The 19,388-nt window shown below is 74.1% G+C and carries 10 protein-coding genes; 2 read left to right on the top strand and 8 right to left on the bottom strand.

Annotated elements, in window-relative coordinates:
* Window positions 1–2: 2 nt before the first annotated feature.
* The 8 genes from IE170_RS08180 to IE170_RS08145 all read right to left on the bottom strand — a co-directional run bounded on the left by IE170_RS08180 (window position 3) and on the right by IE170_RS08145 (window position 17,844).
* The gene (locus IE170_RS08180) at window positions 3–2,282 is read right to left on the bottom strand and encodes a pyridoxal-phosphate dependent enzyme (protein ID WP_223855659.1); all 2,280 of its coding nucleotides are present in this window, start codon (window positions 2,280–2,282) and stop codon (window positions 3–5) included.
* Window positions 2,279–3,250, bottom strand: coding sequence for a GHMP family kinase ATP-binding protein (locus IE170_RS08175; RefSeq protein ID WP_223855658.1), 972 nt, complete (start codon window positions 3,248–3,250; stop codon window positions 2,279–2,281). The genes IE170_RS08180 and IE170_RS08175 overlap by 4 nt, the downstream gene beginning before the upstream one ends.
* The gene (locus tag IE170_RS08170) at window positions 3,240–4,736 is read right to left on the bottom strand and encodes an argininosuccinate lyase (RefSeq protein WP_189808624.1); all 1,497 of its coding nucleotides are present in this window, start codon (window positions 4,734–4,736) and stop codon (window positions 3,240–3,242) included. Before IE170_RS08170 ends, IE170_RS08175 begins: the two co-directional genes overlap by 11 nt.
* Before the next feature lie 11 nt (window positions 4,737–4,747).
* Window positions 4,748–6,034 carry an MFS transporter gene (locus IE170_RS08165; RefSeq protein WP_189808623.1) on the bottom strand — a complete coding sequence of 429 codons (1,287 nt, stop codon included), beginning with the start codon at window positions 6,032–6,034 and terminating at the stop codon, window positions 4,748–4,750.
* Entirely contained in the window at window positions 6,031–13,347 is a 7,317-nt protein-coding gene (locus IE170_RS08160) for a non-ribosomal peptide synthetase (RefSeq protein WP_189808622.1), read from the bottom strand. Before IE170_RS08160 ends, IE170_RS08165 begins: the two co-directional genes overlap by 4 nt.
* 79 nt (window positions 13,348–13,426) lie before the next feature.
* Window positions 13,427–16,990: a non-ribosomal peptide synthetase gene (locus IE170_RS08155; RefSeq protein ID WP_189808621.1), complete on the bottom strand. Its 3,564-nt coding sequence runs from the start codon at window positions 16,988–16,990 to the stop codon at window positions 13,427–13,429.
* 320 nt (window positions 16,991–17,310) lie between these two features.
* Window positions 17,311–17,532 (bottom strand): MbtH family protein, encoded by a 222-nt coding sequence (locus IE170_RS08150; RefSeq protein WP_189808620.1) that lies wholly within the window; start codon window positions 17,530–17,532, stop codon window positions 17,311–17,313.
* A gap of 45 nt (window positions 17,533–17,577) precedes the next feature.
* Window positions 17,578–17,844 (bottom strand): hypothetical protein, encoded by a 267-nt coding sequence (locus tag IE170_RS08145; protein WP_189808619.1) that lies wholly within the window; start codon window positions 17,842–17,844, stop codon window positions 17,578–17,580.
* A 208-nt stretch (window positions 17,845–18,052) separates the two neighbouring features.
* Here IE170_RS08145 and IE170_RS08140 point away from each other — a divergent pair, with 208 nt between their 5' ends.
* Both IE170_RS08140 and IE170_RS08135 read left to right on the top strand, forming a co-directional pair.
* Window positions 18,053–19,048, top strand: a complete 996-nt coding sequence (locus IE170_RS08140; RefSeq protein WP_189808618.1) for a helix-turn-helix domain-containing protein — start codon at window positions 18,053–18,055, stop codon at window positions 19,046–19,048.
* A 59-nt stretch (window positions 19,049–19,107) separates the two neighbouring features.
* Window positions 19,108–19,377: a hypothetical protein gene (locus tag IE170_RS08135; RefSeq protein ID WP_189808617.1), complete on the top strand. Its 270-nt coding sequence runs from the start codon at window positions 19,108–19,110 to the stop codon at window positions 19,375–19,377.
* Window positions 19,378–19,388 lie beyond the last annotated feature (11 nt).

Below are 19,388 nucleotides of genomic sequence, written 5' to 3'. Positions count from 1 at the left end.
CCCTACTTCGCGGCGGACGCGTCGGCGTCCAGCCGGACGGTGATGTGCTGCCGGGCCGCACCGAGGGCGGCCGCGACCTGCGCGGCGTCGTCGCCGCGGGCGATGACGTGGCCGAGCCGGTTGTACGCGTTCTGCGGCGGGCGCACGGGCCGCCCCGCGGCCGCGGTGACGGTCACCCGCTCGACCCCTTCGGCGGCCAGCGCCCCGTCGGTGCCGTCGACGGAGACGAGCGTGCCGGGCCGGTCGGCGAGCAGGAAGCGGATGCCGGCGTGCCCGGACCGGCGGGCGGCGAGGTCCACCGGGAGCCCGGCGGCCGCCCGGATCTGCTGCTCCAGCAGGTCCGATCCGGTGGCGAGCCTGATCAGCTCCGGGATCATGCCGCCGGCCAGGCGCGGGTTGATCTCGATGACGGCCGGGCCCTGCGCGGTCAGCTTGACCTCGGTGTGCGTCGGCCCGAAGCGCATGCCGGTCGCCTTCAGCGCCCGGGTGACGGCGTCGGTGAGCGCCGCCCGCTCCACCTCCGGGAGCGCCGCCGGGAAGTCGTGCCCCGACTCCACGAAGTACGGGATGCCGGTGAGGTGCTTGGCGGTGACGCCGACGCAGACGGCGTCGTCACCGTCACTGAACATCTCGACGCTGTACTCGGGGGCGTCGACGTACTCCTCGACGAGCACGGTGCGGGCCGTGGGCAGGCCGCGGACATTGGTCTCGACGGCCAGGATGCGGGCGGCGTGCACGGCGGCCTCGGCGGCCGTGGAGCACAGCAGCACGTCGTTGGAGCCCGAGTCGTCGGCGGGCTTGACGACGCAGGGCAGGCCCACCGAGGCGACGGCCTCCTCGGCACGGGCGGCGTCCGTCACCACCGCGAAGCGCGGCTGGGGGACCCCTGCCGCCTCCAGCGTGCGCCGCAGCTCGGCCTTGTTGCGGCAGCGGTTCGCCGCCGCCTCGTCGTTGCCCGGCAGGCCCAGCCACTCGGCCAGTCCGGCGACGGCCGGCACGTAGAAGTCGCTGGTCGTGGTGATGCCGGCGACCTCCTCCCGCCGGAACCGCTCCTGGATGGTGCGGCGCAGCGCGGAGGCGTCGTTGGTGTCGCAGACCACGATCCGGCAGCCGGTCTCCGCGGCCCCGGCGTACCGGTCCGGGTTGCTCGTCAGCAGGACGGCGGTCAGGCCGAGCCCGGCCGCGGTGCGCAGCGCCTGGACGCCGGTGCCGCTGGTGTTCGCCTCGACGAACAGCAGGTGGCGGGGGCCGGCGGGCCGGCCGCCGAGGTCGGCGCAGGACCAGGAGCGGACCGGCGTGCCGTACTCCACGGGGACCGGGGCGTCGGAGCAGGCGAGCTCCTCCAGCCGGTGCGCCGCCCAGTGCTCGTCGCTGAAGACGGTCTCGGTGTAGCGGTCGCCGCGGTCGGGGAAGATGCCGACGATCCGGCTGCCCGGCTCGGCCGAAAGGGCCAGGTGGCGCAGGACCCGGTAGACGGAGCCGGAGGTGTTCCCGGCGAAGATCTGCTGCTCCCGGGCCAGTTCGCGGGTCGCGGCGAACGCCTCGCGGTCGTTCAGCCAGTGGATCTCGTCGATCGCGGTGCGGTCCAGGTTGTTCGGGTGGAGGCTGTTGCCGAGGCCGCTCTGCAGCCGGCCGGGCACGTCCGGCTGGTCGAACAGCGTGCTGCCCACCGAGTCCACGCCGACCACCCGCAGCCCGGGCAGGCTGCGCCGCAGGGCCCGGCCCGTGCCGCACAGCGAGCCGCCGCTGCCGACCGCCCCGACCAGGGTGTCGAGCGGGCCGAGGTCGGCCAGCAGCTCCGCGGCGAGCACCCGGTAGGCGCCGGGGTTGTCGGGGTTGCTGTACTGCTGGGGCCAGAAGGCGCCCGGCAGCTCGCGCATCAGCTCGGCCAGCCGGTCGAGCCGCGCCCCCTGCCAGCCGCCGTCCGCCATCGCGGCGACCACGTGGACCTCGCAGCCCAGGGCGCGCAGCTTCGCCAGCGTCGTCGGATCGGTCCGCGGGTCGGTGACGATGTGCACCGGGTGCCCGAGCGAGCGCCCGACCAGGGCGACGCCGAGCGCCATCGTGCCCGAGGAGCTCTCCACGATCGGCGCGCCGGGCCGCAGCACGCCCAGTCGGCGGGCCTCGGAGACGATGTTCCGGGCGACCCGGTCCTTCATCCCGAAGGCGTTGGCGAGTTCCAGCTTCGCGTACACCCTGGTGCCCTCGGAGGCGGGCACGTCCAGCCGGACCAGCGGCGTGTGGCCGACCGCGTCGTTCATCGATTCGAAGATCATGTTCATGCCCCCCAGGCAGATTCGGTGCTCGCCCCGCGAGCCGGCACGGGGGTCTCCCGCACCGTCACTTCCATGGAGCTGGCGCTCCAGACGTCTCCGCGGCCCAGCGACCGGTGCACCGTCGTCGTCCCCGGCAGGCCGGCGCAGGCCGCCAGCGCGGACCCGACCTTGACGGCCAGCTCCGGGTCGTCGGCGGCGTAGAGGATGCCGAGCACCGTGCCGCTGTGGGCACAGGCCACCCCGAGCCCGCCGGTCTCCGCGCAGATCCGCTGCAGCTCCGGCAGGCTGCGGCGCGACCGGGCGGCCGCGTTGAGCTCCGCGCTGCGGGTCGCGACCCGGCCCACGGCCGGCAGGTCGCCGGCGCGGACGGCCGCGCACAGCTCGTCCAGCAGGACGGCGTACTCCGCCTTCTCCGCCTCGCCGACCCGGCGGGACTGCCGGTTGTGCGCGATGGTGTCGACCTGGCCGCCCTCGTCGTGCCCGACGATCACCAGCGGCGGCAGCACGCCCAGTTCCTCGCGGAGTTCGGCCTCGCGGTGGTGGTAGGCGACGATCTGGTCGTACATCACCCCGTCCGTCGGCTCGATCCTCCGCATGAAGGACTCGATCTCCGCCGCGCCGAACGCCGTGCCCACCGCCGCGCCCACCGCGCGCACCGTGGCCACCAGGTCCGCGGACGAGCTCGCCATCCCCTTGCCCTCGGGCAGCTCGCTGCTCAGCTCCAGCGAGCCGCCCCCGGTCCGCCCGGCCGCCGCAAGCGCCAGCTCGGCGATCCGCACCGCCTTGCGCTTGTGCGGCGGCCAGACGGTGAAGCCCTCCCGGCCGGGGGAGTGGCGGAAGACCGCCCGGCTCCACCCCGCGACCGGGAACGTCACCATGAAGTGCCGGTCGCCCTCCGGCAGGACACCCTGGAGCAGCTCGCCGAACGTGCCGAACGCCGTACCGGTGCCGCAGATGTCGATCTCAGCCGCCATGGGGCTCGCGTGCGCTTCCATTCCCGTCCTCCCCCGTCGTGCCGGCGGTCGCCGCCGCCCGCTCCGCCCACTCCCGTACGAGCCGCTCGTGCTCCTCCTGCTGCGCCCCGAGCGCCGTGCGCACCGCGTCCGGGTGCGCCGACCCGCTGGACCGCATCCGGCGCAGCGCCTGGCCGACGTCGAAGGCGTCGCCCAGCGTGGCCGCCGGGTCGGCCAGCTCGTGGCCCTGGTCCAGCGCGGCCCGGCGCAGCAGCTCCGGATCGCCCTCGGCGGGCTTCCGGCCCGCCGCGACCGCCGCCACGATGTACCGGCCGGCGATCACCTGCGCCCGCCGCCACGGCACCTCCTCGCGCAGCGTCAGCGAGTTGGCCAGGGCGAAGCCGCCGAGGAACTCCCGCTCGCAGACCTCGGCCATCCGGTCGGTCCGGAAGGACAGGTGCCGCAGCACCTCCGTGAACAGCCGCATGGTGCTGCGCAGCGCCTCGAACGCCTGGTAGACGTGCGCCCCCGCCTCCTTCGACACCTCGACGGTGTTGGAGTACGGCGTGTTGCGCTGCCCCAGCGTCACGTCGATGTGGAAGGACGACAGGTGCGAGCTGCGGCCCCGGATGCGCTCCAGGATCGGGAAGTTCTTCTTCTGCGGCATCGCCGAGGAGATGCCGGACAGCTCGTCGGGCAGGTCGATGAACCCGTACTCGCTGCTGCCCCAGGCGAGCAGGTCCGTAGCGAACCGGCTCAGCGCCACGCCCAGCACCCCGAACTCGGCGGTGATCTCCAGGGCCCAGCCGCGGGAGGCCACCGACATCAGCGCGTTCGGCTGCGCCCGCCGGAACCCCAGCAGCGAGGCCATCCGGTCCCGGTCCCAGGGCAGCTCCTGCCCGGACATGGCGCCCGCGCCCAGCGGGCAGGCGTCGATGCCGTCGTACGTGGCCAGCAGCCGTCGCAGCGTGTGCTGCACGTGCTCGGAGACCGCCGCCAGGTAGAAGCCCGGCGTGATGATCTGGGCGGCCTGGTGGTGGGTGTAGCCCGGCATCGGCAGGTCCACCGTCGCCGCGGCCAGCTCCCGCGCGGCGGCCTGGAAGTCCAGCAGGGAGCGCGCCGCACCGACCAGCCGGTTGCGGGCGAACATCAGCTGGGCGCACGCCTGGAGGTCGTTGCGGCTGCGGTCCAGGTGCCAGGCCGGCACCGGCGCGGACAGGCCGCTCTCCACGTGCCGCTCCAGCGCGAACGCGATGTCGGACATGTTCGCCTGCTGCTGCCCCGTGATGACCTCGCGGGTGGCGCCGCAGAGCAGGCCGTCCAGCTCCCGCGCCTGCTCGGGCGAGATCAGCCGCATCCGCGCGTACTCGGCGACGAGCGTCCGCTCGATCTGCACGTAGTACGGGAGCAGGTGCTCTGCCTCGTAGGCGAACTGCGGGTCGAGCAGCTCGTCCCGGAGGAGGGCGCTGGGGCCGCTGGATATGCGGCCCGAGAGTGTGTTGTCCATGCTGTACCGCCTCACACCGCTACGGGTTCGGCGTCGGGGATCTCCCGCACCGACCGGACACCGGAAAGAAGGATCACGACACCGGAGAGCAGGACGCCGACCGCGCCGAGCACCAGGGTCTGCTGGGTGCCGAGGGCACCGCCGAGGAAGCCGCCGGCCAGGGCGCCGACCGGGGTCACGCCCATCACGGCCATCCGGATGGTCGCGTTCATCCGGCCCTGCAGGTGGTCCGGGGTGACCGCGGACCGCAGGCTGCGCTGGTTGACGTTGTAGATGATGATCATGGCCGAGTCGACGAAGTGCATGACCACGATGAGCAGCGAGGCCTCCGTCTTCGGCAGCTGCGTGGCCAGCGGGATCAGCAGGGCCGCGAGACCCGCGATGCCCAGCGAGACGACCATCGCCCGCCCCAGGCCCAGCAGCCGGCTCGCCCGCTCGGCGACCAGGGCGCCGACCAGGGCGCCGGCCCCGGCCGAGGCGAAGATCAGGCCGATGTAGAAGGGCTCCACGCCCAGCGTGCGCGTGACGAAGATCAGGAATACCGGCTCGATCACCAGCGTGAAGAGGTTGAAGACGAGGGTGGCGGTCACCAGGGTCCGCACCACCGGGTTCCGCAGCACCGGCTGCGCGCCCTCGGCGATCTCCCGCCACATGTTCGGCTTCACCACCGCCCCGCCGTCCGCCTCGGGGAGGGCCGGCGCGGGCTTGGCCTCACGGTGCCGGATCAGCGCCGTGAAAACGGCGGAGACCAAGTACGTCACCGAGTTGACGATCACCGCGAAGGGTGCGGAGATCATCTGGAGCAGGCCGCCGCCCATCGCGTTGCCCGCGATGTCGGACGCCGAACTGCTCAGCTCCAGCTTGCTGTTGCCCTCGACGAGGTCCTTGCGGTCGATCAGCAGCGGCAGGTACGAGGCGCTGCCGATGTCCGACACCACCGTGCAGGCGCCGACGGCCAGCGACACCGCGAGCAGCAGCGGGAAGGAGAGGAAGCCGCCCGCCCATCCGACGGGCAGGAGCAGCAGCAGCGCCGCCCGCACCAGGTCGGTGAGGATCAGGATGGGCCGCTTGGCACTGCGGTCCAGCCACACCCCGGCGAACAGGCTGATGAACAGGTACGGCAGGCCCTCCGCCGCCACCAGGACGCCCATCTCGAACGGCGTGGCCTCCAGGGAGACCGCGGCGATCAGCGGAAGTGCCACGGCGGTGACCTTGGAGCCGAACAGGGACGCGGTCAGCCCGAGCCACAGGTTGCGGAAGTCGGCGTGCCGCCACAGGGTGGTTCTCCTGTCGGTCACGGTCGGGGCCCTTCCCGGTTGTTGTCGTACATGTCTCTCGCTATCTCCTGGGCGTGCGCGCCGCGCACGATCCCGTAGTGGTCGGTGTCGAGGTCGCGTACGGTCAGGCCGGCTCCGGCCGTCCGCCGCCACGCCTCGGTGAATCCCGCCCGGATGCCGTCGGTGCTGCGGTAGAGGCGCACCGCTCCGGGGAAGACGGGTGGCCGGTAGGCCGCCGCGGCCCGCAGGTTCGCCCGGAACACCGCGTGGTGGCGGGCCAGGTCGTCCGGTTGCGGGGCGCCGCCCGGGTCCGCCGCGTGCAGTGCCCCGCGGATCAGCCGCAGGCCCTCGCCGGCCCCGCCGCCCGCGACCGCCGAGGCCAGCGCGGCAGCCGTCTCCGGCGGCACCTCCGCGCCCGCGGAGGAGGCCAGCAGGTCCTCCAGGAAGTGCAGGAGCACCTCCGCCTCCGCGCCCGGCGCACGGCCGCCGTCGGGGTGGCCGCTGTCCACCAGCGCGAGCAGCTCCACCCGCTCGCCCGCGGCGGTCAGCCGGACCGCCATCTCGTGTGCGACGAGCCCGCCGAACGACCAGCCGGCCAGGCGGTACGGGCCCGCGGGCCGGACCTCCCGGACGGCGCGCAGGTACGCCTCGGCCATCTCCTCGACGGTCTGCGCGGGCGCGGACCCGGCGTCGAGCCCCGCCGCGGCGAGCCCGTACACGGGCTGGTCGGCGCCCAGGGCCGCCGCGAGCTCGCGGTAGCACAGCACGCCGCCGCCCGCCGGGTGCACCAGGAAGAGCGGGTTCCGGCTGCCGGCGTCCCGCAGGGGCACCGCCGCCCCGGGCCGGACGGCCTCGCCGCCGCGGACCAGCTCCGCCTGCCGGGCGACCGTCGGGTGCGCGAGCACCGCCGAGACGCCCAGCCGCAGCCCGAACACCGCGTTGATGCGGGAGACGAGCCGCAGCGCGAGCAGCGAATGCCCGCCCGCCGCGAAGAAGTCGTCCTCCACACCCAGGTCGTCCGCGCCGAGCAGCTCGGTCCAGATGTCCAGCAGCCGCGCCTCGTCGCCGTCGCGCGGGCCGACGGCCGCGGCGGAGCGGGCGAGCGCCCCCTCGGCCGGCGCCGGCAGGGCCTTGCGGTCCAGCTTGCCGCTGCCGGTCAGCGGCATCACGGCCAGCTCCGTCCACGACGACGGCACCATGTACGCGGGCAGCGCGTCCGCCGCGTACGCCGAGAGCACCGCCGGATCGGCCGCGCCCGCGGCGCCCGGCCGCATGACCACGTAGGCGGCGAGCCGGTCCCCGCGCAGCAGCACCGCGCACTCGGCGACGTCCGGGTGGCCCGACAGGACCGCCTCGATCTCCCCGAGCTCGATCCGGAACCCGCGCAGCTTGATCTGCGCGTCGGTGCGGCCCCGGTACTCCAGCGCTCCGTCCGGCAGGTGCCGTACGAGGTCCCCGGTCCGGTAGAGCCGGCGCGCCACCCCGGCGCGGTCGGTGTGCCGGACGAAGGCCCGGTCGGTCAGGTCCGGCCGCCGGTGGTAGCCCTCGGCCAGCTGGACGCCTCCCAGGTACAGCTCGCCCGTCACCCCGCGCGGCACCGGCATGCCGTGCCGGTCCAGCACGTACAGCTCGGTGTTGGCGACCGGCCGCCCGATGGGCACCACGCCGCTGCCGTCGTCCGTGCACCGCCAGTAGGTGACGTCCACGGCCGCCTCGGTGGGCCCGTAGAGGTTGTGCAGCTCCGCGGTGAAGCGGGACAGGAAGCGCTGCTGGAGGTCGTGGGGGAGGGCCTCGCCGCTGCACACCACCCGCGTCAGGCTCGTGCACGCCGCGGCGGCCGGCTCCTCGACGAACGCCTGCAGCATCGACGGCACGAAGTGCACCGTGGTGATCCGCTCGGCCCCGATCAGCTCCGCCAGGTACACCGGGTCGCGGTGGCCGCCCGGCGCCGCCAGCACCAGCACGGCACCGGTCAGCAGCGGCCAGAAGAACTCCCACACGGACACGTCGAAGGTCGCCGGGGTCTTCTGCAGCACCGGCTCCCCGGGCCGCAGGCCGTACTCCTCCTGCATCCACAGCAGCCGGTTCACGATGGCCCGGTGGGAGACGACGACGCCCTTCGGCGTGCCCGTCGAACCCGAGGTGAAGATCATGTACGCGGCGTCCCCGGGCCCGGCGGCCCCGGCGCCGGCGGCTCCGGCCTCCGCGCCCGCGCCGGCGGCTCCGGCCTCCGCCGCGTCCGGGTGCAGCACGACGGTGCCCGGAGCGGAGACCTTCGCCTCCCACTCCGGCAGCGTGATCACCAGGGGGATGCCGGCGTCCGCCAGGATCCCGCGCAGCCGCTGCTCCGGGTGGTCCGGGTCGAGCGGGACGTACGCGGCACCCGACTTCAGCACCGCGAGGAGGCAGACCGGCAGCTCCGGCGAGCGCTCCAGCAGCACCGCCACGAATCCGCCCGGCCGGGCCCCGCGCGCCCGCAGCAGATCCGCCAGCCGCTCCGCCCGCTCGTCCAGCTCGCGGTACGTCAGCCCGCCGCCGCCGAAGCGGACCGCCGGGGCGTCCGGCGTGCGCCGGGCCTGCTCCTCGACCAGCGCGTGCAGCACGTGCGTCCGCTCGTAGCGGCGGGCCGTGCCGTTCCACTCCCGGAACAGCCGGTGCTCCTCCGCGGACAGCAGGTCGGCGGTCTCGTAGCGGCCCTCGGGATCGGTGGCCATGGCGGTCAGCGCGGCGGCGTAGTGGCCGTGGAACAGCTCGATCTGCGCGGCGTCGAACCGGGCCGTGTCCCAGCGCAGCCCCAGGCCGAGCCCGCCGTGCACCGCGTCCCGGTAGAACTCCGCCCCGAACGGGAAGTTGGTGTGGGCGACACCCCGCGCGTCGAGGACCTCCACCTCCGACTGGCCGTCCAGCTGCCGCTCGACGTGGAAGTGCGTGTAGTTGAAGAACGACTCGAACGGCTCGGACACCCCCGTGCACCGGATGATCTCCGCCAGCGGGTAGCGGCGGTGCCGCAGGATCTCCAGGTCCAGCGCCGCCGTCTCGCGCACCAGGTCGGACCAGCTGCCGCCGGCCAGCCGGCCGCGCACCGGCAGCGTGTTCAGGAAGACGCCCAGCGCCAGGTCGCCGTCGGCCTCCTCGCCCCGCCCGTTGTAGACGGCACCCGTCACCGGGTCGTCCGTGCCGGTCAGCAGGCCCATCACCCGCAGGTGCGCCGCGAGGAGCACCGTCCGCAGCGGCACGCCCAGGTCCCGGCCGAGCGCGGTCAGCCCTTCCAGCACCGCATCGGGCAGCGCCCGCTCGGTGAACTCCATGACCGCGCCGGCCGCGTCCTCCGGCCGCCCGGCGGCCACTGCGCCCCGCGGCAGCCTGGTCAGGGTGGCGCCCTCCAGCTGCCCGGCCCAGAACCGGCGGCTGTCCTCGTCCTCGACCGCCGCCCGCTCCAGCGCCACGTACGAGGAGAAGCGCGACCGCAGCGGAGCAGCGGACGGCGCTTGCGCGCCTGAAAGCGCGCGGCCGTAGCGCAGCAGCAGCTCGGCGTACAGGGAGCGCTCGCTCCAGCCGTCGAGGATCGCGTGGTGCTCGGTGATGTACAGCTGCACGGTGTCGTCGGGCCGCCGCTGCACGTGGAAGCGGATCAGCGGGGCCGTGCCCCAGTCGAAGCGCTCGGCGTTCTCCCGCACCCAGCGGCGCTCCGCCGCGGCGTCCGCCGCGTCGGGCGTGAGACCGCTCAGGTCCTCGAAGGTGACCGGCGGCGCCACGTCCGCGTGGACCAGCTGCAGCGGCTCCCGGAAGCCGCTCACGTCGAAGGACGTCCGCAGGATCTCGTGCCGGGCCAGCAGCCCCGCCACAGCGTCCCGCCAGGCGTCCTCGCTGTGGCCGGCCCTGATCCGGTACGTCGAGACGTTGTGGTACTCGCTGCCCGCCCCCGACAGGTCGCCGTGGAACAGCATGCCCTGCTGGAGCCGCGTCATCGGGTACGCGTCGTCCAGGCCGTCCGGGAGCTGCGCCCGGTCGGCCGGGTCCAGCAGCGAGAACGGCGGGTGCACGGCCGGCGCGGCGCCGCCCCCGGCGCCCTCCGCGGCGGTGGCCGCCGCGGCCAGCGCACGGACGGTCTGGTGGGCCATCAGGTCCTGGAAGCCGATCCGCAGACCGGCCTCGCCGGCCAGGGCCAGCAGCCGGATGCTGCGGATGGAGTCGCCGCCCAGCGCGAAGTAGTTGTCGTCGACGCCCACCCGCTCCACGTCCAGCACGCGGGCCCACACCTGCGCCAGCAGCTGCTCGGCGGGCGTGGACGGCGCCGCGTACGCGCGGCCCGAACCGGTCCGGGCGGCCTGCGGGGCGGGCAGCCGCTTGCGGTCCACCTTGCCGTTCGCGGTGAGCGGGAACTCCGGCAGCACCGTGAACGCCGCCGGGACCATGTGGACGGGCAGCCGCCGGCCGGCGTGCGCCCGCAGCACCTCGCCGTCCAGCGCCCCGGCGTCCGCTCCGGTCCGCGGGGTGACGTACGCGGCGAGCCGGGCGTGCCCCTCCGCGTCGGTGTGCACCAGCACCACCGCCTCGTGGACCAGCTCGTGGTCGACCAGAGCCGCCTCGACCTCGCCCAGCTCGATCCGGAAGCCGCGCAGCTGGACCTGCGCGTCGGTGCGGCCGCAGTACTCCAGGTCCCCGTCGGGCAGCCGGCGCGCCAGGTCGCCGGTCCGGTAGAGCCGCTCGGCCGGGTCGTCGGAGAACGGGTGCCGGACGAACCGCTCGGCGGTCAGCTCCGGCCGGTTCAGGTACCCGTCCGCCAGGCCGGCGCCGCCCACGTACAGCTCGCCCAGCACACCGGCGGGCACGGGCCGGCCCCGCGGGTCCAGGACGTACAGGTGCAGGTCGGGGATCGGCTCGCCGATGACGCTGCCGCTGCCGGCCTCCAGGTCCTTGAGGGTGATCGGGCGGTGGGTGACGTGCACGGTCGTCTCGGTGATGCCGTACATGTTCACCAGTTGCGGGGAGGCGTCCCCGTGCCGCTCGAACCAGCCGCGCAGCGAAGCCGGTTCGAGGGCCTCGCCGCCGAAGACGACGTAGCGCAGGGCGAGCTCCGACGGGTCGCCGCCGGCGGCCTCGTCGGCCCGCATCAGCTGGTGGAACGCCGACGGCGTCTGGTTGAGCACGGTGACCCGCTGTTCGCGCAGCAGCCGCAGGAAGGCCGCCGGCTCCCGGCTCGTCTCGTACGGGACCACGACCAGCCGGCCGCCGTGCGCGAGGGCGCCCCACAGCTCCCACACGGAGAAGTCGAACGCGTACGAGTGGAACAGCGTCCACACGTCGCCGGGACCGAAGCCGAACCAGTGGTCGGTGGAGGTGAACAGGCGGCTGATGTTGCGGTGCGGGATGAGCACGCCCTTGGGGCGGCCGGTCGAACCGGAGGTGTAGATGACGTACGCGAGGTCGTCCGGGCCCGCACCGCCGTCGACCGGCGTCTCCGGGTACGCCTCCAGCAGCTCCCGGTCGGCGGCCACGTCGACCACCGTGCCCTCGAAGGCTGCGGCGCCCTCCCCGGCCGGACCGGCCCACCAGCGCGGAACCGCACCGCCGGTCACGATCGTCCGCAGCCCGGAGTCCTCGACCATCAGGCGCAGCCGGTCCACCGGGTACGCCGGGTCCAGCGGCACGTACGCCCCGCCGGCCTTCAGCACCGCGAGCAGCGCCACCACCAGGTCCGCGCACCGCTCCATGCTCAGCCCGACCATCACACCGGGGCCCACGCCGAGCCCGCGCAGGTGGTGCGCGAGCCGGTTGGCCCGCCGGTCCAGGTCGCCGTAGCCGATGCGCAGCCCGCCGTCGACCAGCGCCACGGCGTCCGGCGTGCGGGAGGCCCACTCGGCGAACAGCTCGTGCACCGGCCGCAGCCCGGAGGCCGGCGCCGGGGACGCCGCGGGCGCGGGCGCCAGCACGGCGCACTCCTCCTCGGACAGCATCCGCAGCGCCGACACCGGGACGTCCGGCTCCGCGACGACGGCCTCGACCAGCCGGGCGTAGTGGCGGGCCAGGCCGTCCACCACGGACGCCTCGAACAGGTCCCCGCGGTACTCGAAGATCCCCGTCGCACCGTCCGCGGTGTCCGCCACGTCCAGGGACAGGTCGAACTTGGCCGTGCCGGAGTCCGTCGCCAGCGGTTCGCCCTCGATCCCGGCGAAGCGCAGCGCCTGGTCGCCGACCTCGTTCATGCCGAACATCACCTGGAAGACCGGCGACGACTCGGCGTCCCGGTCCGGATTCTTCATCCGGACCAGCTCCTCGAACGGCATGTCCTGGTGCTCCTGCGCCTCGAGGACCCCGTCCCGCACCCGGGCCAGCAGCTCCCGGAACGTCGGGTCCCCCGACAGGTCGGTCCGCAGCACCGTCGTGTTGACGAACAGGCCCACCGCGGACGCGAACTCGGCCCGGTGCCGGTTCGCGATCGGCGTGCCCACCAGGATGTCGTCGAGCCCCGTGTAGCGGTTCAGCAGCAGGTCGAAGACCGCCAGCAGCCCGTGGAAGAACGTCGCGTCCGCGTCACCGCACAGCTCCCGCAGCCGCTCGGCCGCCGCCGGCAGCGGGAAGGCGAGCGACGCCCCGCGCCGCTCGGGCGCCGCCGCACCGCGCGGCCGGGTCACCGGCAGCCGCATGACCGGAAGGTCCCCGGCCAGCCGCTGCTCCCAGTACGCGCGCTGCCGCGCCGCGGCCGGGCTGTCGAGCCACTCCTCCTGCCAGCAGGAGTAGTCCGCGTACTGGAACTCCACCTCCGGCAGCGCGGCGCCCGCCCCCGACACCATGGCCTCGTACACCTCGGACAGCTCGCGGAAGAGGATCTCGCACGACCAGCCGTCGGAGACGATGTGGTGCATGCCCACCAGCAGCACCGACTCCTCCTCCGCCACGCGCAGCAGCCCGACCCGGAAGAGCGGTCCCCGCGCGAGGTCGAACGGCCTGGCCTCCTCCGCCCGGACCCACGCCCGGACGACACCGTCGGTGTCCTCCGGCGCGCGGCCGAACCGGGCGGCCGCGGCCGCCACGTCCGTCTCCGCCCACTCGAAGGCGGCCTCCCGGGCGACGAGCTGGAGCAGCTCGCCGTCCTGGACCACGAACCGGGTCCGCAGCGCCTCGTGCCGCTCGACCAGCACGCGCGCCGCCTCGCGCAGCGCCCCGCCGTCCACGGCGCCGCGCAGCCGGTGGAAGAGCGGCATGTGGTACGTGGGCGCATCGCCCGCGAGCTGCTGCAGGAAGTACATGCGGTGCTGCGCCCGAGAGGCGCGGAACTCGTAGATCTCCTCTGCGAGTCCCTCTTCGGCTGCGCCGGGCAGTCCGGTGTTCACGAAGTCCCCATCCCTTGGTGCGGGGCGGACCGGGGCCGCCGGCCCCCGTCCGCTCTCGTCGTTGTCGTCGCCGTACGGCTCAGCGCAGCAGCGCCAGCAGCGCCTGCATCTCGTCCACGCTCATCCCGCTGATCCGCGACCTGAGGTGCTGGTCCACCTCGTCGGCGAAGTCCCGCAGGCCCGGCGCGGCGAACACCGTCCGCAGCGGCAGCTCCAGCCCGAAGCGGGAGCGGAGCCGGCCGGTCACCTTCGAGGCGATCAGCGAGTGGCCGCCCAGCTCGAAGAAGTTGTCGTCCGGGCCCACCGCGTCGAGATCCAGCACCTCGCACCAGATCTCGGCGACGGCCCGCTGCACGGGCCCCTCCAGCGGCGCGCGCCCGCGCTCGGCGCCGCCGGCCGCCTGTACCGGGTCGGGCAGCCGGTGCCGGTCGATCTTGCCGTTGGCGTTGAGCGGCAGCCGGTCCATCACCAGCAGGAACGGCGGCCGCATGTGCTCGGGCAGCCAGGCCGCCATGTGCCGGCGCAGCACGTCGGTTTCGGGCGCCGCGGCCGGGTCGAGCGGCGTGACGTAGGCCGCCAGCCGGTAGCCGGACGCCCCGCGCGAGGCCACGACCACGGCGTCCCGGACCAGTTCGTGGTCGCGGAGCACCGACTCGATCTCGCCCAGCTCCACCCGCATGCCGCGGATCTTGATCTGGTGGTCGTTGCGGCCGACGAACTTGATCGAGCCGTCCGCCCGCAGGTACCCCTGGTCACCCGTGCGGTACAGCCGCCCACCGGCGCCGAAGGGGCTCGCGACGAACGCCTGCGCCGTCTTCACCGGGTCGTTCAGGTAGCCGCGGGCCAGGCCGAGGCCGCCGATGTACAGGTCTCCGGTGACGCCGACGGGCAGCTCGTTGAACGCGGCGTCCAGCACGTGCACCGTGTTGTTGTCGAACGGCGCCCCGACGCTCACCGCGCCGCTGTCCGCCGCGTCCGCCGCTCCGCAGGTGCGGATGGTGGAGTCGATGGACACCTCCGTCGCCCCCCACGTGTTGTGCAGCGCGCCCGGCATCGTCTCGGCGAAGCGGCGCACCGCCGCCGGGGTGAGCGCCTCACCGCTGGACACCGTGTTGCGCAGCGCCCCGAGCGCGATCCGGTCCTCGGGGGTGACGGACTCCATCAGCAGGTTCAGCATGCTCGGCACGGTCTGCAGCAGCACCGTCCGGTAGCGCTTGGCCGCCTCCAGCACCGCCTGCGGGTCGCGGTGCAGACCCGGCTCGATCAGCGCGATCCGGCCCCCGTACATCAGCGGCCAGAACAGCTCCAGCGCCGAGTCGTCGAAGGTCAGCGTCGTCTTGTGGAGCACCGTCTCGCCGGGCCGCAGGGCGTGCTGCTTCTGCATCCACACCATCCGGTTGACCCAGCCCTCGTGGCTGCTGGCGACGCCCTTCGGGGCGCCGGTCGAGCCGGAGGTGTAGTAGACGGACACCAGGTTCCGCGGGTGCACGGCCACCTCGGGCCGGTCGCCGGGAAGCGCCGCGATCCCCGCCCAGTCGGCGTCGACCCGCACGACGTGCGCCACCTCGGGCGCGGAGTCGACCTGGCGGCCGAGGGTCAGGCAGACCTCGGCGCGCGCGTCGGCCGAGATCTGCGTCAGCCGGTTGCGCGGGGCCTCCGGGTCGAGCGGCAGGTAGCCGGCGCCCGCCTTCAGGACCGCCAGCAGGCCCACCACCAGCTCGGGGGAGCGGTCCATGCACAGGCCGACGACGTCGTCCGGGCGGACGCCCAGGCCGACGAGGTGGCGGGCCAGCCGGTTGGCGCGCCCGTCCAGTTCGGCGTACGTCAGCCGCTCGTCCCCGAAGACCACGGCCTCGGCGTCCGGAGTGGCGTCGACCTGGTCCTCGACCAGCGCGTGCAGGCAGCGGTCGGCCGGGAACTCCGCGGCCGTCGCGTTCCAGGCGTCCAGCTGCGCCAGCTCGGCCGGCGTGCACAGCCGGAACGAGGCGAGGCGGCCGTCCGGGGCGTCCAGGACCTGCCCGAGCAGCCCGAGGAAGTGCTCCACGAGCCGCTCGGCGGTGGCCCGGTCGTACAGGTCGGTGCTGAACTCCAGGTCGCAGTCGAAGGACCCGCCGGGCCGCCGCGTGACGAACAGCGTCGTGTCGAAGCGCGAGGTGGCGCCGTCCACCGGGACCGCCTCGGTCCGCAGCCCTTCCAGGGGCAGGTCCTGCGCCTCGTCGTCCTGGTACGCGAAGACGGTCTGCACGAGCGGCGCGTGGCTGCTGACGCCCTGGAGGCCCAGCCGCTGCACGATCTGCTCGAACGGCACGTCCTGGTGGTCCAGCACCTCCAGGCAGGTCCGGCCGACGGCGCGGACGTACTCCCGGAAGGTGTCCCCGGCGCGGTGGCGGGCCCTGAACGGAACCGTGTTGACGAAGAAGCCGACGAGCCCGTCGAGCCCCGGGTGGTGGCGGCCGGCGACCGGCGTGCCGACCACCAGGTCCTGCTGGCCGGTGTACTTGTGCAGCGTCAGCAGGAACGCGGAGAGCATCGTCACGTAGACGCTCACCCCGTGGTCCCGGCCCGCCTCCGCCACGCGGCCCCCCAGCTCGGGGGAGACCGTGAACCGCACGTGGCCGCCGGCGTAGGAGTGCACGGACGGCCGCGGCCGGTCGGTGGGGAACGCCGTCAGCTCCGGGGCGCCGGCGAGCTCCCGCTCCCAGAACGCCAGCTGGCGCCCGCCCGTCCCGCCGTCGAGCCAGTCGCGCTGCCATGCGGCGAAGTCCGCGTACTGCACGGCCAGGGGCTCGCCCTCCGCGGGCCGGCCCGCGCGGGCCGCCGCGTACCCCGCGCCCAGGTCCGCCAGGATCACCCCGGTGGACCAGCCGTCGGTGACGATGTGGTGGAAGGTGAGCAGCAGGTACGCCTCCCGGTCCCCGGTGCGGAGCAGCGCGGCCCGGAAGAGCGGCCCGGCGGCCAGGTCGAAGGGGGTCGCCACGTCGGCGAGGATCCGCTCGCGGGCCGCGTCCTCCGCGCCGCCCCCGGCATCCCGCAGGTCGGCGACGGCCAGCTCCACGGCCGCCCACTCCGCGGCCCGCTGCACGGGCCGGTCGTCCTCCGACACCATCGAGCTGCGCAGCACGTCGTGGCGGGAGGCCAGGTGGTGCAGGGCGGCCCGCAGCGCCTCGACGTCGAGGTCCCCGTGGATCCGGTACAGCATCGGCTCGTTGTAGGCGGGGGACTGCGGGTCGAGCTGGTGCAGCAGCCACAGCCGCTCCTGGGCGTGCGACAGCGGCCGCGCGGAACCCCCTGCGGCCTCGGACGCCCCGGCGGTCGCGGTGACGGCAGCGGCAGACTCGGCCTCGCCGTGCACGCGGACGCTGCCGTGCAGGGCGGCCGCCAGCCGGGCGGGGCTGCGCTGCTCGAACAGCCAGGCCAGCGGAACCTCGCCCGACACGCCCGCACGGATCCGCATCACGGCCCGGGCCGCGAGGATGGAGTCACCGCCGTGCTCGAAGAAGTCGGCCTCGGGCGCGACTTCCGGCAGACCGAGGGTGTCCGCGAACACCCGCGACAGCCAGGCCGCGGTGTTCTGCAGGGATTCCTGCGGTTCGACCCGCTCCTGTGGGTCCTGCGGAAGCTTGAGGGCAGCGTGAGAAGACAAGGGTGTTCCCCCGACGAAATAGGCACACGGCGCGAACGCGCGAAAAGGACGATCGAGGGCAGGCGGAAGGGGCCTCCCCCCGCTTCCGGGTTCCCTCAGGGCTCCCGGGCAAGGGTGGTCGCCGCTCGGCGGCCCGACGGTGGGTCGGCGGCCGAGCGGCCGGCGGTGCGGGCGCTGCCCGCTGCACGGCTCACCGTGCTGAGGCGGCCGGACCGGCGCGTGGTCTTCGGCGACCCGCCCGGCCGGACTCCGGTGACGGGCCGGGCGGGCGGATCACCGCAGCCGGATGCGGCGAGGCGGCGGGATCCGGCGGGGCCGGGTCAGAGACCCGCCGAGCCCTCCATGGCCTCGACGAGGCTGGTCGGCCGCATGTCGGTCCAGTTCTGCTCGATGTAGGCCAGGCACTCCTCGCGCCGGCCCTCCCCGAAGACCGCGGTCCAGCCCTCGGGCACGGTGACGAACGACGGCCACAGCGAGTGCTGGTTCTCCGAGTTGACCAGCACGAGGTAGGTGCCGTCGGCGTCCTCGAAGGGGTTGCTCATGGTTGCTCCTGATCTCTTCCTGGGGCCCGTCCGGCGGGCGCCGCCTCAGGCGTCGCGCCCGGGCGCTCCCCAGCCGGTGTCGATGCGTGCTGCCAGGTTCTTGGTGCGCGGTGCTCCCCAGCCGGTGTCGGTGCGTGCTGCCAGGTTCTTGGTGCGCGGTGCTCCCCAGCCGGTGTCGGAGACGCCGTCGGCCGCCTGTGCGGCGGTCGGCCGGACGAGGCCGGCGGCCGCCGTACCGGCCGCGCCCATGAGGACGGCAGCGGCGGCGGCGAGCACGCAGGTGTTCCGGACAACGGCGGTGAAGTGCCTCATTGCGTTCCTTAACAGCAGTTCTTCGGGGGAAACCTCACCGGCATCCCCCTGCGCCCCCTGGCACGCCCCTCACTCTTCCAAACCATCACGGCCGAATCTTTGCGAATGGTGGATCATCAACGTGCATGTCCGCATGATGAGCACTGGATGTACCTACGTGAACCCACGCCAAACGGACGCAACTGACGCCCCGCACCCCTCGGACGTCATGCGCGCCGCCTACCGCCACGCACTGCGCCGGCCCTCCGTCACCTCGGAGGACGTCGCGGCCGGCCTGGGCATCTGTCCGGCCGAAGCCGAGCGGGCCTGCACGGAACTGACCACGCTGGGCCTGCTGCGCGAAGACGCCGGGCGGCCGTCCGCCTACGTCGCCGTGGAGCCCGAATCCGCCGCCGAGCGCGTGATCGCCCCGATGGAGCGCGCCATCCGCGCGCAGCGCACGGCCGTCGAGACCCTCCGCGGGCAACTTCTGGAGTACAGCCGCATCTACGAGGAACGGCCCGCCCCCGGCGCAGGCCGCGAGGGTGTGGAGTTCGTCGCCGCACTGAGCGCCACGCGGGCGGCCATCGCCGAACTTGCCGCCCGGTGCGAGACGGAGGTCCTCACCTCCCAGCCCGGCGGCGGGCGCAGGGCCGAGGTCCTCCAGGAGGCCATCGCCCGGGACGAGGCGATGCTGGAGCGGGGCGTCAGCATGCGCACCCTCTACCAGCACACGGCCCGTTTCAGCCAGGGCACGCGCGAGTACGTGGAACGGGTCTCCCAGCGCGGGGCCGAGGTGCGCACGCTCGACGACCGCTTCGTCCGGTTGCTGGTGTTCGACCGCAAAGTGGCCGTCATCGGAGTGGAGGACGATCCGGGCGCCGCGATCATCGTCCGCGAGCCGAACCTGGTCCACTTCATCCTGAGCACCTTCGAACTGTGGTGGGTCAGCGCCACACCGTTCCCGCTGGAGTGGAACAACCGGGACGTCGCGGACATCTCCGAGCAGCTGAAGCAGCGAATCACACTGCTGCTGAGCGAGGGCCTGACCGACCAGTCCATCGCCACCCGCATGGGCATGTCCGTCCGCACCTGCCGCCGCCACATCGCCGAGATCATGGACCGCCTCGGCGTGAAGAGCCGCTTCCAGGCGGGCTACCTCCTCGGCGCCCAACGCGCGGCCGCCCGCCCGGACGCCCCGCCCACGCCGCCCGTCGGGGACTGACACCCGCCGCGAGAAACGGAGGCCGCCCCGTTCACCTGCGCGGTCAGTAGGATTCGGCCATGACTCACTCGGGGGACACAACGCACACCATCACCACGCGCGGCCAACTGACCGCACTCGCCCTCCTGCTGGCAGCCATAGCCGTACTGGCGAAATGGCACGACGGCCCGGCCTTCTGGGGCGGCGCCCTCCTGGGCCTCGCCGGCCTCGGCGGCTACTTCACCCGCTTCGACAGCCCCCGCGGCGCAGCCCAGTGGCTCCTGGCCGCGGTCGGCTTCTGCATGGTCGCCATGTTCACGATCCAACTCCTGATCGGCGTCTTCTCCTGACCCGCAGGAGG

Origin of the sequence: Streptomyces toxytricini, assembly GCF_014649915.1 — a bacterium.
GTDB lineage: Bacteria > Actinomycetota > Actinomycetes > Streptomycetales > Streptomycetaceae > Streptomyces > Streptomyces toxytricini.
The sequence above is the reverse complement of the archived record's forward strand: the minus strand, read 5'-3'. Positions and strand labels throughout refer to the sequence as shown.

What these genes read in the sequence shown, in the direction of transcription:
- IE170_RS08180 (WP_223855659.1), bottom strand. Translation starts at nt 2,282, where the DNA reads ATGAACATGATCTTCGAATCGATGAACGACGCGGTCGGCCACACGCCG.
- IE170_RS08175 (WP_223855658.1), bottom strand. Translation starts at nt 3,250, where the DNA reads ATGGCGGCTGAGATCGACATCTGCGGCACCGGTACGGCGTTCGGCACG.
- IE170_RS08170 (WP_189808624.1), bottom strand. Translation starts at nt 4,736, where the DNA reads ATGGACAACACACTCTCGGGCCGCATATCCAGCGGCCCCAGCGCCCTC.
- IE170_RS08150 (WP_189808620.1), bottom strand. Translation starts at nt 17,532, where the DNA reads ATGAGCAACCCCTTCGAGGACGCCGACGGCACCTACCTCGTGCTGGTC.
- IE170_RS08145 (WP_189808619.1), bottom strand. Translation starts at nt 17,844, where the DNA reads ATGAGGCACTTCACCGCCGTTGTCCGGAACACCTGCGTGCTCGCCGCC.
- IE170_RS08140 (WP_189808618.1), top strand. Translation starts at nt 18,053, where the DNA reads ATGCGCGCCGCCTACCGCCACGCACTGCGCCGGCCCTCCGTCACCTCG.
- IE170_RS08135 (WP_189808617.1), top strand. Translation starts at nt 19,108, where the DNA reads ATGACTCACTCGGGGGACACAACGCACACCATCACCACGCGCGGCCAA.